Source organism: Streptomyces sp. NPDC046335 (assembly GCF_055587985.1).
This window is the reverse complement of sequence record NZ_JBVJFF010000010.1, coordinates 360,929-376,955: the sequence shown is the minus strand read 5'-3', so window position 1 is coordinate 376,955 and position 16,027 is coordinate 360,929. Positions and strand designations below refer to the sequence as shown.

Genomic DNA, 16,027 nt, shown 5'->3' with positions numbered 1-16,027 from the left:
GCCTGGAGACGCCCCGGGGGCGAAACGGGCCCGGTGATCAGGAGTTGTCCTCGCCGGTGCGGCGGCGGGCCTTGTAGTACGCGGTGCCGATCGCGCCCAGGATCAGCGCGCTGCCGAGGGCGATCTCATGGGCGTCGAGCCCGCCGAGGCTGCCCCCGGTGCCCGCCTTCACGCCCTTCTGGGCCGAGTGCTCGGGGCGGTGGTGCTCGGGCCGGCCGTGGCCGCCGTCCCGGCCGGTGGCGATGGTGAGGTCCGTCCTGCCGGTCTCGCCCTTGCAGTCGAACGTCACCTCGTACATGGCGCCGGGCTTGGCGTCCCAGAACACCTGGGCGGTGGTGGACGACTGGCCCCGCGGGATGTGGGCGTCGTCGAAGACGCCGGAGGTGATCTTGGTGTCGCCGTCGCAGCTGTCGACGCCGAGCGTGACCTGGCCGCCCGCGGCGATGGTCGAGGGGGTCACGCGGAAGCCGAACGACGTGATGTCGTTGTTCTCCTCGCCCGTGACGGCCGCCGAGGCGGGCGGGACCGTGAGCGTCAGGAGGGAAGCGGTGAGCAGAGCGGCCGAAGCGACGCGTATCGCGCGCATGGTGATCCTCCGGTGTCTCCGAGGAGCAGCCGCGGACCTTCTTCCGCTGTCGCCTGAAATGCACCTCGATGCCGGAAACGCTAGATACGGACCGTGGTGGCCGCGATCGGTGTCGTGCGAACGGGGGAACCGGGGCCGCCTTGCGGGCGAACGCGGCGGCGTGGCGCGCCGCGGTGTACGGGGCGGTGTGGCAAGCGCGGCGGCGGGTCCGGCCGGTCAGTCCCGGTGCGCCGCCCAGACGTGGCGTCCGCCGCGCCACTCGACGAGATGCGGGTCGTCCAGCGCCACGTCGGCCTCGCCGAGGCCCGCGCGGCGCAGGAGTTCCACGAGGTCGGGGTCGCTGTGGGCGACGCCGACGGCGCGACCGCGCACGGTGACCCGCCGCCCGCCGTCGGGGGCGGGCGGATGGACGACGATCGGTGACTGCCAGGGCATGGCATACAGGATGCGCCGCGCGGGCCCGCGGCGCAGCGGAATTCACGGCCATGGGGTGGGGGAATCGGGTGGGGGAGGGCCCCGTCGCCTCAGCCGCCGAGCTGTGAGAGCAGCTCCCGCAGCGGTTCCGCGCCCGCGGCGGCGCCCCGGCTGTAGGGGGAGTCGAAGTCCCAGATGAGGAAGAGCAGGAAGGCGAAGAGCGCGGAGAAGAGCCCGGCGAGGATCAGTTCGCGCGGTGTGCGGCGGATCTGCAGGGCGAAGATCATGCCGATGGTGACGAGCCCGCCGATGATCAGGCCGAACCAGACCACGCCGGGCATGGTCGCCCCCGTGCTGTCCGCGCGGGAACTGCGCGCGTCGTCCGCCGCCGCCACCGCGTCGACCAGCGGCTGGTACGTCTGGGCCTCGTAGTCCGACTTCGGCCGGTAGTCCGTGACGTCGTGCCGGACCTGGCGGAGCAACTCGCGTCCCCGGTCGGTGAGTTCCCCCTTGTCGGCCATGGTGTCCCACTCCTTGGTGACGACATGGCTGACATAGCTGTGGACATCGGCACGAATACGGTCACGGACGTCGTCCGGGTAGGCGTCCGCCCGCTCCGAGACCTCGTGCAGAGCCTGGGCCTCCAGGCGTACGTACTCCTGCGCGGCGCCGCGGGCCTCCCAGACGCCCGCGATGGCGAGACCCAGCACGATGGCGTAGACGACGCCGATCATCATGGTCATGTACTCGATGACGTCGGGGGTGTCCGACGCGTCGTAGTCCTCGCCGGTCCTGCGGTGCCGCAGCAGGGTCACGACGAGCACGACACCGCATGCGGCCGCCATCGCGAGGGTGAGAACAAGCCATTCCGACATGAGGACCTCCGGCGGTCAGCGCGGGCGGAGCGCGGCGACGGCGAGCACCGCGGGCGCCGTGATGAGCAACATGAGCGTGACGATGGACGGGCCGTCGCGCGGCGGCGACCTGTGCGGTTTGGCGCGATACGAGGGATAGGCCACCGGCTGCGGCTTTTCCGCCGTCCTGGAGGGGGTGGGCTTCGGCTTCGAAGGCTTCGCAGGCTTCGGTTCGGAAGGCTTCGGCTCGGCGGGCTTCGGCGGCGCGGGTGCGGGCGCGGGCGCACGCGGCGTCGGGGTCGGCGAAGGGGCCGGGGCGGGCGGCGGCTCCGGGACCGCGGGCTTCGGCGGAGGCGGAGGTGGGGGCGGAGGCGCAGGTGGCGGCGGAGGTGGGGGCGGCGGCGGTTCGGGCGGCGGCGGTGGCTTCGGCCGGTGCGTGGGCCCGGCGTGGCAGCGAGCACCGTCGCCCGCCACGGCCCAGTTGTCGCCGCCCGATGCGCCACCGCTCTGGTCGATGGACGCGTACGCGCAGTCGCCGGCCACGGCCGCGCCGGTGGTCGATGAGGCGCCGAGCAGCAGTGCCAGTGCCAGGAGCGCCAACACGCGGGTCACCAGGGGCGGCAGAGCCCGATTAGTTCCGTGCACGACGGAGATCATGGGCAGTGGACGCGCCCGGCACGCCGGGGATGCTCCTGATTGACCCGAAGGGGGGAGAGGGAGCGCCCGGAGGTTTGGCGACGCGAAGTCCGTGTCACCGCGGCCCCCGGCCCCCGGCACCCAGCCCCCGGCCCCACGCCCTACGTCCCACGCAAAGAATCTTGCGCCCCCGTTGAACACGCCGGCGGTCTCCGCCCGTACCTAGGGCCATGTGTGACGCAAACGGCGTCACAACACCCAAGTGGACAGCGGGAGTCAGAGATGCGGCAACCCACACACCGGGCCTGGCGGAGCGCCTCGCTCGTAGCGACGGCTGCGGCCCTGCTGGCCCTGACGACGGCGTGCGGACAGGAGAAGGGCGGCCAGTCGCCGACCGGCCAGAACGTGGGCAACGAGGCGCCCGCCGAGGGCGGTTACGGCGCCGGTGACGGCTACGGCGCCGACAAGGACGCCGCGGGCGCCAAGCCCAAGGCCGCCGGACAACTCGCGGTGTGGGAGAGCAAGAAGCTCGGCGAGGTCGTCACGGACAGCGAGGGCTTCACGCTCTACCGCTTCGACAAGGACACCGCACAGCCGCCCAAGTCCAACTGCGCAGGGGCCTGCCTCAAGGCGTGGCCGGTCGTCGCCGCAGACGGGGCCAAGGCCGCACCGGGCGTCGACGAGTCCCTGCTCGGCGAGGTCACGGCCACGGACGGCACCAAGCAGCTCACCATCGACGGCTGGCCGATGTACCGGTACGCGAAGGACGCCGAGCCCGGCGACGCCAAGGGGCAGGGCGTGGGCGGCACCTGGTACGCCGCGGCACCCGACGGCAAGAAGGCGTCCGCGCGGGCGGCCGAGCCCGCCCCCGCGCAGACCGCGCCCGCCGACCCCGCGGGCCTCTCGACCCGCAAGGACCCCAAGCTCGGCGAGATCGTCGTCGACAAGAACGGCATGACCGTCTACCGCTTCACCAAGGACTCGGCCTGGCCGATCAAGTCCAACTGCGTGGGCGCCTGCGCCGAGAAGTGGCCCGCCGTGGCCCCCGTGCCCAAGGCCGACGCCGAAGGCGTCCAGAAGAAGGGCTACATGACCTACGACCGCCCGGACGGCGGCAAGCAGCAGACGATCGACTGCTGGCCGCTGTACACCTTCTCCGGCGACAAGAAGCCGGGAGACACCAACGGGCAGGGCGTCGGAGGCACGTGGTACGCCGCGAGCCCCGAGGGCAAGCCCGTGGGCGCCCCTCAGTAGATCCCAGTAGAGCCCCCCACGGGGCCGACCGGCCCGTCCCCCTCGTCACGAGGCGGGACGGGCCGGTCGCTGTGTGTCGTCAGGCACTTGCCAAAGGCAGTGACCGAGAACGGACGGCCAATTTCCGTTTTTGCTCGCTCCGTTGGCAGACGATCAGTAGCCTCACCCTCGAACAACGGATCGCCCCCAGCGCGCCCCCTACGTCTTGGAGTCTTGATGGAGCGTCCCGCCTGGGCCCCGCCGGGCATCGACATCTCGATGCCGAGCGTGTCCCGCATCTACGACTACTACCTGGGCGGTTCGCACAACTTCGAGGCGGACCGGGAGGCGGCCCGCAAAGCCATGGAGTTCATGCCGGGCCTCCCGAAGATCATGCAGGCGAACAGGGCGTTCATGCGGCGCGCGGTGCGGTACGCCGTGGCGCACGGCGTCACCCAGTTCCTCGACATCGGCTCCGGCATCCCGACGTTCGGCAACGTCCACGAGGTCGCGCGGCAGGCCGACGACGGGGCGCGCGTCATGTACGTCGACCACGACCCGGTCGCCGTGGCCCACAGCAAGGCGGTCCTCGAAGGCTGCGACCAGGCCGGGGTCATCACCGCGGACCTGCGCAAACCGCAGGACATCCTGGGCAGCCCGGAAGTCGGCGAGCTGCTCGACCTGAACCGTCCGACGGCTCTTCTGCTCGTCGCCGTCCTGCACTTCGTCGAGGACGCGTACGATCCTCGTGCGGCGGTCGCGGAGCTGCGGGACGGACTCGCGCCCGGCAGCTTGATCGTCCTCACCCACGCCTCGTACGAAGGGATTCCGGTTCCCCCCGAGCAGGCCGGCCGGACGGTCGGTGTATACAAGGACATCCGCAATCCGCTGATCATGCGCTCGCGCGACGAGATCGCACGGTTCTTCGAGGGATACGACATGGTGGAACCCGGCCTGGTGCCGATGCCGCACTGGCGGCCCGACACCGCGCCCGAGGACGAGGATCCCTATTCCTTCTCGGGGTTCGCGGGCGTGGGGCGGAAGCGTTGAGCGGCGAGGCGGACGGACCCGAGGGAAGACTGCGCAGGTTCGCCACCATCTGGAGCCGGGCGATCTTCCCCGCCACGGCGACCTCGCTGACCCGGCCGGAGTTCGAACTGCAACTGGTGCCGCTGGCCCGGCGCTTGCGCGACGCCCTCCAGGAGCGCGTCTTCGACGCCACGGAGGGCCAGGCCATCGGCGCCGCGCTCATCGGCACGCACTGCACCGAGCCCGAGGCGCTCAGCCGCACGCTCGACTGCGTCGACGCCTACCTGGTCCTGTACTGCGGCGGCGACAGGCCCCGCGAGGAGCTGCGGGCCCGCTGCGCGCGGATCCAGCACTCCGTCGCCGCGGGCTTCGCGCAGGCGCTGCGGGAGCGCACCCTCGCCGAGCAGGAGGCGATCTCCCGCGCGGCCCTCAGCGCGCGCAGCGCGGTCGCCGAGGCCCTGCACGCCAGCGAGGCCCGCTTCCGCGCGGTGTTCCACGGCGCCGCGATCGGCATCGGCATCGCGGACCTGGACGGCACGGTCCTGGAGGCCAACGACGCGCTGATCCGCATGTTCGGCGGCCTGGAGCAGCATCTGCGCGGACGCAACGTGGGCGAGTGGACCCACCCCGACGACTCGCCCCACGTATGGCGGCTCTACGAAGAGCTGGTGCGCGGCGAGCGCGAGCACTACCGCGTGGAGAAGGCCTTCTACCGCCCCGACGGCACGGTCCTGTGGACGAACCTGACCGTCTCGCTGCTGCGGGACGCGGACGGCGTGCCGCAGTACCAGCTCGCGCTGATGGAGGACACCACCGAGCGCCGCCTGCTCAACCTGCGTCTGCGGTACGAGGCGACGCACGACGCGCTCACCGGGCTGCCCAACCGCACCCTGTTCTTCGAGCGCCTGGAGAAGGCGCTCTCGGCGGGGCAGGAGGCCCGCTTCGGGCTCTGCTACCTCGACCTCGACGGCTTCAAGACCGTCAACGACAGCCTCGGGCACGCGGCGGGCGACCGGCTGCTCGTCGAGGTCGCCGACCGGCTCCAGTCCTGCGCGACCGCGCCCGGCGAGATGGTGGCCCGCCTCGGCGGCGACGAGTTCGTGGCGCTCACCACAGGGCCCGACACCGAGACCGAGGTCGACGAGCTCGCGGGCCGCATCATGCACGCCCTCGCCACCCCGGTCCGCGTCGACGGCCGCGAGCTGACCGTGCGCGGCAGCATCGGCATCGTCGAGGGCCCCGCGGGCGAGCGCGGCGCGGCGGAGGTGCTGCGCAGCGCCGACATCACGATGTACCGCGCGAAGTCCGCGGGCGGCAACCGCTACGAACTCGCCGACCCCGAGGCCGACGCCCGCGCCATCACCCGGCACGGCCTGACCACCGCGCTGCCCGCGGCCCTGGAGCGCGGCGAGTTCTTCATCGAGTACCAGCCGCTGGTGCGCCTCGGTGACGGCAGTGTGCGCGGCGCCGAGGCGCTGGTGCGGTGGCTGCACCCGCAGCACGGCATCATCGGCCCCGACCGGTTCATCCCGCTCGCCGAGCACACCGGCCTGATCGTGCCGCTCGGCCGCTGGGTCCTCGAGGAGTCGGTGCGCCAGGCCAGGACGTGGGAGTCCCGGCACAGCGACGCCGGGCCGCTGCGGGTCAACGTCAACCTCTCTCCCATGCAGCTCACCCACCCCAACCTCGTCTCCGACACGGTCGACATCCTGGAGCGCGAGGGCCTCGCGCCCGCCGCGCTCTGCCTGGAGGTCACCGAGTCCGCGTTGATAGGGGCCGACGACGACCTGCTGAAGCCGCTGCGCAGGCTCGCCGAGATGGGCGTGGACATCGCGCTCGACGACTTCGGCACGGGCTACTCCAACCTCGCCAACCTGCGCCGGCTGCCGGTCAGCGTGCTCAAGCTGGACCGCTCCTTCACGCAGGGCATGCAGCACTTCCCCGCGGACCCCGTCGACCTGAAGATCGTCGAGGGCATCGTGGCCCTGGCGCACAGCCTGGACCTCGCGGTCACGGTCGAGGGCGTCGAGACGGGCCACCAGGCCGACCAGCTCCGCGAGCTGGGCTGCGACACGGCCCAGGGCTGGTACTACGCCCGACCGGGACCGCCGGACCGCCTGCACGAGCTGGCACTCCTCGACGCGACGGGCTGAGCCGTGATCCGCTGGGCGTACGCCTTCATCGACCGGCCGCGCGACGGCTTCGCCACCGCGTGCGCCTTCTGGACGGCGGCCACCGGCACGCACCTGTCGGACCACCGGGGAGCCGACGGCGAGTTCGTGACGCTGCTGCCCGGCGCCCCCGCCGACGCATGCGTGAAGGCGCAGGCCGTGGCCGGACCCGGCGGCGCGCACATCGACCTGGCGGTGGACGACCTCGCCGCCACGACGCGTGAGGCCCAAAGGCTCGGCGCAGGACCGCTCCACGCGGAGCCCGGCCTCGAAGTCCTGCGCTCACCGGCCGGGCTGCCGTTCTGCCTCGTGCCCTGGACCGGCGAGACGTCCCGGCCGGCGCCCACCGCCGGGCCGGACGGCTCCCTCACGCTCCTGGACCAGGTGTGCCTGGACGTGCCCCCGGAGGCGTACGACAGGGAAGCCGCCTTCTGGGTGGCCCTCACGGCCTGGCAGCCCGTCAAGGGCACGAGCCCCGAGTTCCTCGACGTGCAGCCACCCGCGCACCTGCCGGTCAGGCTGCTGCTGCAACGCCTGGACTCGCCCGGCCCCGCCGGGGCCCACCTCGACCTGTCCTGCTCGGACCCGGACGCGGCCCGCGCCTGGCACGAGAGCCTCGGCGCGACGTTCGTGTCACGCGGCAGGCACTGGCTGGTGATGCGGGACCCGGCGGGCGGCACGTACTGCCTGACGGGGCGTGACCCGGTGACGGGGCGGGTGTCCTAGCGGGCGGCGCCGACGGCCTCAGCGTTCGAGCAGCATGCGCTGGAGCTCCCGTGCCGCCCGTGGCGGAGCCACGTCGCTGCGGTGGGCCAGGGCGATCGTACGGTGGAGGCTCGGGCCCGCCAGGGGAGTCATGCGGAGGTCGGCGCCGGAGCGTTCGGCGACCATGCGGGGGACCACCGCGAGGCCCAGGCCCGCGCGGACGAAGCCGAGGACCGCGTCCATCTCGCCGCCCTCCACCGCGAACTCCGGCTCGAAGCCCTCGGCGCGGCAGGCGGCGACGGTGAGCTCCCGCAGGTCGTAGCCGTGGCGGAACATTACGAGGCGCTCGCCCTGGAGGTCGGCGATCCGGACGGTCCTGCCCAGGCCGCGTTCGTGCGGCGCGGAGACCACCACCAGGTCCTCGCGCAGCAGCTCCACGGTGGTCAGCGCGGGGGACGGCGAAGGCAGCGGCAGGACCACGAGGGCCAGGTCCAGGGCGCCGCGGGCCAGTTCGCGGACCAGGTCGTGGGAGCCGCCCTCCTCGATGAGCAGCTGGATGCCGGGGTGGCGGTCGTGGAAGGCGCGGAGCACCTCAGGAAGCAGCCCCGTGCACACGCTGGGCGTCGCCCCCAGGCGGATGCGGCCGCGGCGGAGCTGCGCGAGCTCCTGCACCTCGATGCGGGCGGTGTCCGCGTCCGCCAGGATGCGGCGGGCGAGCGGCAGCAGGGCCTCGCCCGCGTCGGTGAGCGCGATGTTGCCGCGGGCCCGGCTGAACAGCTCAGCGCCCAGCTCCTTCTCCAGGGCCCTGATCTGCTGGGACAGCGACGGCTGCGCCACGTGGACCCGCTCGGCGGCCCGTGTGAAGTGCCGGGTCTCGGAGACGGCGACGAAATAGTGCAGCTGCTGGAGTTGCATACCCCAACGATACGTGGGTCGATAGTTCCTGGCTATCGACATCAGGTGATCCATGTCTTGGACCGATCGGCACCTCCGGCCGTAGCGTCCCTGACATGGCTCTGGCAACGCGGACGGACAAACGGCCGTCCATGACCCGCACGCTCTGGGACTCCACCATCGGCAAGAAGACCGTGATGGCGGTGAGCGGTCTCATCATGCTGCTCTATCTGCTCGCGCACATGTTCGCGAACCTGAAGATCTTCTTCGGGCCCGAGGAGATCAACCACTACGCGCACTGGCTGCGCACGCTCGGCGAGCCGTTCATGCACTACGAGTGGACGCTCTGGCTGGTCCGGGTGGTCCTCGTCGCCGCCGTCGTCGCCCATGCCACGTCCGCCTACCAGCTCAGCCGCCGCGACATCAGGGCACGTCCCACCCAGTACGTCCACAAGAAGCCGGGCGCGAGCTTCGCCACCCGCACCATGCGCTGGGGCGGTGTCATCCTCGGCCTGTTCATCGTCTGGCACATCCTCGACCTGACGACCGGCACGGTGCACCCCGGCGGATACGAGCACCTGCGCCCGTACCAGAACGTGATCGACACCTTCTCCACCTGGTACGGCAACGTCATCTACATCGTCGCCGTGGTCGCCCTCGGCTTCCACGTCCGGCACGGGCTGTGGAGCGCCGCACAGACCCTGGGCGTCGGCACCGCGGCCCGCGACCGCGTCCTCAAGCCCCTCGCGACGGGCATCGCCCTCGTGCTGAGCGCGGGCTTCGTCTCCGTACCCGTCGCCGTCATGACCGGACTGGTGAGCTGACCCATGAATCACTCCAGCGAATACGCCGACTACACCACCGGCGAACCCATCGCCGACACCAAGGCCCCCGGCGGACCCGTCGCGGACCGCTGGGACACCCGCCGCTTCCAGGCGAAGCTGGTCAACCCCGCCAACCGCCGCAAGCACACCGTGATCGTCGTCGGCACCGGCCTGGCCGGCGGCTCCGCCGGGGCCACGCTCGCCGAACAGGGCTACCACGTCGTGCAGTTCTGCTACCAGGACTCGCCGCGCCGCGCCCACTCCATCGCCGCGCAGGGCGGCATCAACGCCGCCAAGAACTACCGCAACGACGGCGACTCCGTGCACCGCCTCTTCTACGACACCGTCAAGGGCGGCGACTTCCGCGCCCGCGAGTCCAACGTGCACCGCCTCGCGCAGATCTCCGTCGAGATCATCGACCAGTGCGTCGCGCAGGGCGTGCCGTTCGCCCGCGAGTACGGCGGGCTCCTCGACACCCGCTCCTTCGGCGGCGTGCAGGTGTCCCGCACCTTCTACGCGCGCGGCCAGACGGGGCAGCAGCTCCTCCTCGGCGCGTACCAGGCGCTCAGCCGCCAGATCGCCGCCGGGAACGTGGAGATGCATCCCCGTACCGAGATGCTCGACCTCGTCGTGGTCGACGGGCGGGCGCGGGGCATCGTCGCCCGCGACCTGATCACCGGCAGGATCGACACCTACTTCGCCGACGCCGTGGTCCTGGCCTCCGGCGGCTACGGCAACGTCTTCTACCTGTCGACGAACGCCATGAACTCCAACGCCACCGCCGTCTGGCGCGCCCACCGGCGCGGCGCGTACTTCGCCAACCCCTGCTTCACCCAGATCCACCCCACCTGCATCCCGCGCACCGGCGACCACCAGTCCAAGCTCACGCTCATGAGCGAGTCGCTGCGCAACGACGGCCGCATCTGGGTGCCCAAGGCCAAGGGCGACGACCGCCCGCCGAACGAGATCCCCGAGGACGAGCGCGACTACTACCTGGAGCGCATCTACCCCGCCTTCGGCAACCTCGTGCCCCGCGACATCGCCTCGCGCGCCGCGAAGAACGTGTGCGACGAGGGCCGCGGCGTCGGCCCCGGCGGCCAGGGCGTCTACCTCGACTTCGCCGACGCCATCCAGCGGATGGGCCGCCGAGTGGTCGAGGAGAAGTACGGCAACCTCTTCGACATGTACGAGCGGATCACCGCGGAGAACCCGTACGAGGTGCCCATGCGGATCTACCCCGCCGTGCACTACACGATGGGCGGCCTCTGGGTCGACTACGACCTCCAGACCACCGTCCCCGGGCTCTTCGCCGTCGGCGAGGCCAACTTCTCCGACCACGGCGCCAACCGGCTCGGCGCCAGCGCGCTCATGCAGGGCCTCGCCGACGGCTACTTCGTCCTGCCCTCCACCATCAACGACTACCTCGCCCGCCACCCGCACCAGGACGAGGTCGGCGACACCCACCCCGTCGTGCGGGAAGTCCTCGCCGAGACCGAGGACCGCCTCAACCTGCTCCTCGCCGTCGACGGCGACCGCACGCCCGACTCCTTCCACCGCGAACTCGGCGAGGTCATGTGGGAGTTCTGCGGCATGGCCCGTACGGAGACGGGGCTGCGCAAGGCCCTGGACCGCATCCCGCAGATCCGCGAGGAGTTCTGGCGCCGCATCAAGGTCCCCGGCACGGGCGAGGAGTTCAACCAGTCCCTGGAGAAGGCCAACCGCGTCGTCGACTACCTCGAACTCGCCGAGCTGATGTGCCTCGACGCCCTGCACCGCGCCGAGTCCTGCGGCGGCCACTTCCGCGAGGAGTCCCAGACCCCCGACGGTGAGGCCGCCCGCGTCGACGAGGAGTTCTCCTACGCCGCCGCCTGGGAATTCACCGACACCGGTGAAGCTCCCGTCCTCCACCGAGAAGACCTCGTCTTCGAGTACGTCCACCCCACTCAGCGGAGCTACGCATGAAGCTCACCCTGCGCGTCTGGCGCCAGAAGAACGCCGGAGCCGACGGCGCGATGTCCACGTACGAGGTGGACGGCATTTCCCAGGACATGTCCTTCCTGGAGATGCTCGACACCCTCAACGAAGAACTCATCGTCAAGGGCGAGGACCCCGTCGCCTTCGACCACGACTGCCGCGAGGGCATCTGCGGCGCCTGCTCACTCGTCATCAACGGCGACGCCCACGGCCCCGAGCGCACCACCACCTGCCAGCTCCACATGCGGTCCTTCGAGGACGGCGACACCATCGACATCGAACCGTGGCGCGCCTCCGCCTTCCCGGTCGTCAAGGACCTGGTGGTGGACCGCTCGGCCTTCGACCGGATCATCCAGTCCGGCGGCTACATCAGCGCCCCGACCGGCGCCGCCCCCGAGGCGCACGCGGCGCCCGTGCCCAAACCGGACGCGGACTTCGCCTTCGAGCACGCCGAGTGCATCGGCTGCGGGGCCTGCGTCGCCGCCTGCCCCAACGGCTCCGCCATGCTGTTCACCTCGGCGAAGGTCAACCACCTCAACGTCCTGCCGCAGGGCGCGCCCGAGCGCGAGACGCGGGTCCTTGACATGGTGGCGCAGATGGACGAGGAGGGATTCGGCGGCTGCACGCTCACCGGCGCCTGTGCCACCGCCTGCCCGAAGGGCATCCCGCTGCCGTCCATCGCGGCGATGAACAAGGAGTGGCTGCGGGCCACGCGGAAGGTCAGCCGCTGAGCCCCTGGTGCGGGTTCGTCGTGGCTGGTCGCGCAGTTCCCCGCGCCCCTTCGGGCGCTTAGCTTCGGTGCATGCATCCTGGAGCGTACGACCCCGCCAAGACGGCCGTCGTCACCGCCGACGGCACCCGGACCCTCACCTACGGACAGCTCGAAGAGCGCTCCCTGCGGCTCGCGGACCATCTGCGGGCCGCGGGGCTGCGCCGGGGCGACCACATCGCGCTGCTCTGCGACAACGACCCACGCGCCCTTGAGGTCTACTGGGCCGCGCTCCGCTCCGGCCTCTACCTCACCGCCGTCAACCACCATCTGCGGGCGGACGAGGCCGCGTACATCGTGCGGGACTGCGGGGCGAGCACGCTGATCGTCTCCGGGTCGCTCACCCGGTTCGGCGCGCGGGTGCGGGACGCCGCGGGCGGCCCGCCGCACGTGCTCGGCCTCGACGACGGCACCTACGAGCGGGCCCTCGCCGCCTCCTCGGCGAAGCCGCCCGCGCACCAGCCGCGCGGCGCCGACATGCTCTACTCCTCCGGCACCACGGGCCGCCCCAAGGGCGTGAAACCCGCGCTCCCCGAGGGCGACATCCGCGAGCAGCCCACCACGTACACGCTCATCTTCCAGGCGATGTACGGCTTCGGCGAGGACACCGTCTACCTCTCGCCGGCGCCGATCTACCACGCGGCGCCCCTGCGGTTCTGCGGCGTGGTCACCGCGCTCGGCGGGACCGTCGTCCTGATGCCCTCCTTCGACGCGGAGAGCGCCCTCGCGGCCGTCGAACGGCACCGGGTGACGCACAGCCAGTGGGTGCCGACGATGTTCGTGCGGATGCTGAAACTCCCCGCCGAGGCGCGGGAACGCCACGACCTGTCGTCGATGAAGGTCGCCATCCACGCCGCCGCGCCGTGCCCCGTCGAGGTCAAGCGGCGGATGATGGAGTGGTGGGGGCCGATCCTGTACGAGTACTACTCGTCGACGGAGGGCAACGGCATCACGTTCGTCTCCCCCGAGGAGTGGCTGCGCAAGCCCGGCTCCGTGGGCCGCGACGGCTTCCTCGGCACGCTGCGGATCTGCGACGAGGAGGGCAAAGAGCTGCCCGCGGGAGCCACCGGCACGGTGTACTTCGAGCGCGAGGACGTGCCCTTCCGCTACCACAACGACCAGGAGCGCACCCGCGAGGCGCAGCACCCCGAGCACCCCAACTGGACCACCACCGGGGACGTCGGCCACGTCGACGAGGACGGCTACCTCTTCCTCACCGACCGCAGGGCCTTCACGATCATCTCCGGCGGGGTGAACATCTACCCCCAGGAGATCGAGGACGTCCTGGTCCTGCACCCCGCGGTCGAGGACGTGGCCGTGATCGGCGTCCCCGACGCGGAGATGGGCGAATCCGTCAAGGCCGTGGTCCTGGCCGCCGAAGGCACCGATCCCGGACCGCGACTGGCCTACGAGTTACGGGAGTTCGTCCGCGCCCGCGTCGCCTCCTACAAGGTGCCCCGTACCGTCGACTTCACCGACCGGCTGCCGCGAACGCCGACCGGCAAACTGGCGAAGGCGCGGCTGCGGGACGCCTACCGCGGCGGGTGACCTACGGCGGCGGGTGATCAGCCCAGGGCCCGTGCCAGATACGGCGCGGTGCGGCTGCCCCGGGCGCGGGCCACCTCGGCCGGGGAGCCCTCCGCCACGATCTCGCCGCCCCGGTCGCCGCCGCCGGGACCGAGGTCGATCACCCGGTCCGCGCCCGCCACGACCGCCATGTCGTGCTCGACGACGACCACCGAGTTCCCCGCGTCGACCAGTTCGTGCAGCCGGTGGGTGAGGAGCTCGACGTCGGCCGGGTGCAGCCCCGTCGTCGGCTCGTCGAGGAGGTACAGGGTGTGGCCGCGCCGGGCCCGCTGGAGCTCGCTCGCCAGCTTGATGCGCTGGGCCTCGCCGCCCGACAGCTCCGTGGCCGGCTGGCCGAGCCGCAGATAGCCGAGCCCCACGTCCAGGAGCGTGCGCAGACTGCGGACGACGGCGGGCGTGCCGGTGTCCGCGAAGAAGTCCGCCGCCGCCTCGACGGTGAGGTCGAGCACCTGCGCGATGTTCTTCCCGTGGTACGTCACTTCGAGCGTCGCGGGGTTGTAGCGGGCGCCCGCGCAGTCCGGGCAGGGCGCGTAGGTGCTCGGCAGGAAGAGCAGCTCGACGCTGACGAAGCCCTCGCCCTGACAGGTCTCGCACCGTCCGCCCGCCACGTTGAAGGAGAACCGGCCGACGCCGTAACCCCGCTCCTTCGCCTCGTCCGTCGCCGCGAACACCTTGCGCACCACGTCGAAGAGGCCCGTGTAGGTGGCGAGATTGGAGCGCGGTGTGCGGCCGATGGGCTTCTGGTCCACGCGGACGAGGCGGCCGACCCCGTCGAGCTCCTCGGTGATCTCACCGACGAGCGTGGACTTGCCCGAGCCCGAGACGCCCGTGACCGCCGTGAAGGCGCCGAGCGGGATCTCCGCCGTCACCGCCCGCAGATTGTGCCGGGTGACCGGGCCGACCTTCAGCCACCGCTCGGCGGTGCGCACCTCGCGTACGGGCGCCGGGGGCGGGTCGAAGAGGAAGCGGGCCGTCGCCGACTCGGTGACCCCCGCGAGGCCGGCCACCGGGCCGCTGTGCAGCACCCGGCCGCCGTGCTCCCCGGCCCGCGGACCGACGTCGACGAGCCAGTCCGCGTGGCGCATGACGTCGAGGTGGTGCTCCACGACGAAGACGGAGTTGCCCGCGTCCTTCAGCCGGTCGAGGACTTCGAGCAGGGCCTCGGTGTCCGCCGGGTGCAGGCCCGCGGAAGGCTCGTCGAGGACGTAGACGACACCGAAGAGCCCGGAGCGGAGCTGTGTCGCCAGACGGAGGCGTTGCAGTTCGCCCGCCGAGAGGGTGGGCGTGGCGCGGTCCGGGCTGAGATAGCCGAGGCCGAGCTCGGTGACGGTCGCGATGCGGGCCAGCAGGTCCCCGGTCAGGACACGGGCCGTCTCGGAGACGCCTGCCGCGCCCGCGAGGACGTCCGCGAGCTCGGACAGGGGGAGTGCGGCGAGCTCGGCGATCGTGCGGCCCGCGAAGGTGACGGCGAGCGCCTCCTGACGCAGCCTGCTGCCGCCGCAGAGCGGGCAGGGAGTGCTCGCGAGGAAGCGTTCGGCCTTGGCGCGCAGGGTCTGGCTCTTGGAGTCCGCGAAGGTCTTCATCACATAGCGGCGGGCGCTCATGTACGTGCCCTGGTACGGGCGTTGGATGCGTCCCGCCTCGCGCACCGGGTGCACGGTCACCACCGGCTGCTCGTCGGTGAACAGGATCCACTCGCGGTCGGCGGCGGCCAGCTCACGCCACGGCCGGTCGACGTCGTACCCCAGGGCGTCCAGGACGTCCCTGAGGTTCTTGCCCTGCCAGGCGCCCGGCCAGGCGGCGACGGCGCCCTCGCGGATGGACAGCGACGGGTCGGGCACCAGCAGGTCCTCGGTGGTGCGGTGGACACGGCCGAGCCCGTGGCACTCGGGGCAGGCGCCCGCCGCCGTGTTCGCCGAGAAGGCGTCGGAGTCGAGCCGCTCGGCGCCCGCGGGATACTCGCCCGCGCGGGAGAAGAGCATCCGCAGCGAGTTGGACAGGGTGGTGACCGTGCCGACGGAGGAGCGCGACGTCGGCGCCGAGCGGCGCTGCTGGAGCGAGACCGCGGGCGGCAGCCCCGTGATCTCCCCGACCTTCGGCGCGCCCACCTGGTGAATGAGCCGACGGGCGTACGGGGCGACCGACTCGAAGTAGCGCCGCTGGGCCTCGGCGTAGATGGTCCCGAAGGCGAGCGAGGACTTCCCGGAACCGGAGACACCGGTGAAGACGGCGAGAACGTCACGCGGCACGTCCACGTCGACACCCAGCAGATTGTGCTCGCGGGCACCCCGGACACGTACGAACGGATCGTGAGGGCTGTGCATGGGCGACGCTCCGAACGCGACTCGGCG

14 protein-coding genes are annotated in these 16,027 nt (G+C 71.8%); 8 read left to right on the top strand and 6 right to left on the bottom strand.

Annotated elements, in window-relative coordinates; genetic code table 11:
* Window positions 1-37: 37 nt before the first annotated feature.
* The 4 genes from ACZ6JY_RS25780 to ACZ6JY_RS25765 all read right to left on the bottom strand — a co-directional run bounded on the left by ACZ6JY_RS25780 (window position 38) and on the right by ACZ6JY_RS25765 (window position 2,499).
* A complete protein-coding gene (locus ACZ6JY_RS25780) occupies window positions 38-586 on the bottom strand; it encodes a hypothetical protein (protein ID WP_469199294.1) in 549 nt (182 codons plus the stop codon).
* A gap of 216 nt (window positions 587-802) precedes the next feature.
* Entirely contained in the window at window positions 803-1,021 is a 219-nt protein-coding gene (locus tag ACZ6JY_RS25775) for a hypothetical protein (protein ID WP_469199292.1), read from the bottom strand.
* 89 nt (window positions 1,022-1,110) lie between these two features.
* Entirely contained in the window at window positions 1,111-1,875 is a 765-nt protein-coding gene (locus tag ACZ6JY_RS25770; protein WP_469199290.1) for a bestrophin-like domain, read from the bottom strand.
* A gap of 15 nt (window positions 1,876-1,890) precedes the next feature.
* Complete coding sequence (locus ACZ6JY_RS25765) at window positions 1,891-2,499, bottom strand: hypothetical protein (protein WP_469199288.1); 609 nt, start codon at window positions 2,497-2,499, stop codon at window positions 1,891-1,893.
* Window positions 2,500-2,772: 273 nt separating this feature from the next.
* Between ACZ6JY_RS25765 and ACZ6JY_RS25760 the strand changes: the two genes are divergently transcribed.
* The 4 genes from ACZ6JY_RS25760 (at window position 2,773) to ACZ6JY_RS25745 (ending at window position 7,649) form a co-directional block, all read left to right on the top strand.
* Window positions 2,773-3,744, top strand: a complete 972-nt coding sequence (locus ACZ6JY_RS25760) for an SCO0930 family lipoprotein (protein WP_469199286.1) — start codon at window positions 2,773-2,775, stop codon at window positions 3,742-3,744.
* A 216-nt stretch (window positions 3,745-3,960) separates the two neighbouring features.
* A complete protein-coding gene (locus tag ACZ6JY_RS25755; protein ID WP_469199284.1) occupies window positions 3,961-4,773 on the top strand; it encodes an SAM-dependent methyltransferase in 813 nt (270 codons plus the stop codon).
* Window positions 4,770-6,905, top strand: a complete 2,136-nt coding sequence (locus tag ACZ6JY_RS25750; RefSeq protein ID WP_469199282.1) for a putative bifunctional diguanylate cyclase/phosphodiesterase — start codon at window positions 4,770-4,772, stop codon at window positions 6,903-6,905. Before ACZ6JY_RS25755 ends, ACZ6JY_RS25750 begins: the two co-directional genes overlap by 4 nt.
* A 3-nt stretch (window positions 6,906-6,908) precedes the next feature.
* Window positions 6,909-7,649 carry a VOC family protein gene (locus ACZ6JY_RS25745; protein WP_469199280.1) on the top strand — a complete coding sequence of 247 codons (741 nt, stop codon included), beginning with the start codon at window positions 6,909-6,911 and terminating at the stop codon, window positions 7,647-7,649.
* 18 nt (window positions 7,650-7,667) lie between these two features.
* Here the strand turns inward: ACZ6JY_RS25745 and ACZ6JY_RS25740 are convergent, their stop codons facing one another.
* A complete protein-coding gene (locus ACZ6JY_RS25740; RefSeq protein WP_469199278.1) occupies window positions 7,668-8,543 on the bottom strand; it encodes a LysR family transcriptional regulator in 876 nt (291 codons plus the stop codon).
* Between the two features lie 95 nt (window positions 8,544-8,638).
* On the opposite strand from ACZ6JY_RS25740, the gene ACZ6JY_RS25735 reads away from it, so the two are divergent.
* From ACZ6JY_RS25735 to ACZ6JY_RS25720, 4 genes are all read left to right on the top strand, one after another.
* Window positions 8,639-9,346 (top strand): succinate dehydrogenase, encoded by a 708-nt coding sequence (locus tag ACZ6JY_RS25735; protein ID WP_469199276.1) that lies wholly within the window; start codon window positions 8,639-8,641, stop codon window positions 9,344-9,346.
* A 3-nt stretch (window positions 9,347-9,349) separates the two neighbouring features.
* On the top strand, window positions 9,350-11,308 hold the full coding sequence (locus ACZ6JY_RS25730) for a fumarate reductase/succinate dehydrogenase flavoprotein subunit (protein WP_469199274.1): 1,959 nt from the start codon (window positions 9,350-9,352) through the stop codon (window positions 11,306-11,308).
* Window positions 11,305-12,051, top strand: a complete 747-nt coding sequence (locus ACZ6JY_RS25725; protein WP_469199272.1) for a succinate dehydrogenase/fumarate reductase iron-sulfur subunit — start codon at window positions 11,305-11,307, stop codon at window positions 12,049-12,051. The genes ACZ6JY_RS25730 and ACZ6JY_RS25725 overlap by 4 nt, the downstream gene beginning before the upstream one ends.
* A gap of 71 nt (window positions 12,052-12,122) precedes the next feature.
* A complete protein-coding gene (locus tag ACZ6JY_RS25720; protein WP_469199270.1) occupies window positions 12,123-13,637 on the top strand; it encodes an acyl-CoA synthetase in 1,515 nt (504 codons plus the stop codon).
* A gap of 17 nt (window positions 13,638-13,654) precedes the next feature.
* Here the strand turns inward: ACZ6JY_RS25720 and ACZ6JY_RS25715 are convergent, their stop codons facing one another.
* Window positions 13,655-16,000, bottom strand: coding sequence for an ATP-binding cassette domain-containing protein (locus tag ACZ6JY_RS25715; protein ID WP_469199268.1), 2,346 nt, complete (start codon window positions 15,998-16,000; stop codon window positions 13,655-13,657).
* Between the last annotated feature and the right edge of the window lie 27 nt (window positions 16,001-16,027).